Consider the following 361-nt stretch of genomic DNA (forward strand, 5'->3'; position numbering starts at 1 on the left):
ACGTCATGAGCAAGCTCGGCAGGATCGGGGCCGTGGGCGACACTGTCCCGGTGAACGGCGGCACGCTCAGCGTTACCAGGATGGACGGCCGCAGGATCGACCGCATCTGTTTCCATCCCGCCGGCGAACCCGCTGCGCAGGACACCGACGCCGGGAGCAAGCCATGAGCGACTGGGCGGGAATACTGTGGCTGGGCGTCCTTCTGCTGGGCAACGCCTTCTTCGTGGCGGCCGAGTTCGCCATCATGTCCGCGCGGCGCAGCCAGATCGAACCCCTGGCCGATACCGGCTCGAAGCGCGCCCAGACCACCCTGCGCGCCATGGAAAACGTGTCCCTGATGCTGGCCTGTGCACAGCTGGGC

Annotated in this window: 2 protein-coding genes; both read left to right on the forward strand. The window is 67.6% G+C overall.

Annotation, left to right across the window (positions count from 1 at the left end):
• The first annotated feature begins 5 nt into the window (after positions 1 to 5).
• A complete protein-coding gene (locus AC1DKD_RS42535; RefSeq protein ID WP_477144908.1) occupies positions 6 to 167 on the forward strand; it encodes a transporter associated domain-containing protein in 162 nt (53 codons plus the stop codon).
• Positions 164 to 361, forward strand: a 198-nt coding sequence (locus AC1DKD_RS42540) for a CNNM domain-containing protein (RefSeq protein ID WP_477144907.1), incomplete at its 3' end; no start/stop codon positions are given. The genes AC1DKD_RS42535 and AC1DKD_RS42540, both read left to right, overlap by 4 nt.

This window comes from Cupriavidus sp. 05T313 (assembly GCF_056396665.1).

Bases quoted from the DNA above. Each gene is read 5' to 3' on its own strand.
- AC1DKD_RS42535 (WP_477144908.1), top strand. From the start codon at position 6: ATGAGCAAGCTCGGCAGGATCGGGGCCGTGGGCGACACTGTCCCGGTG.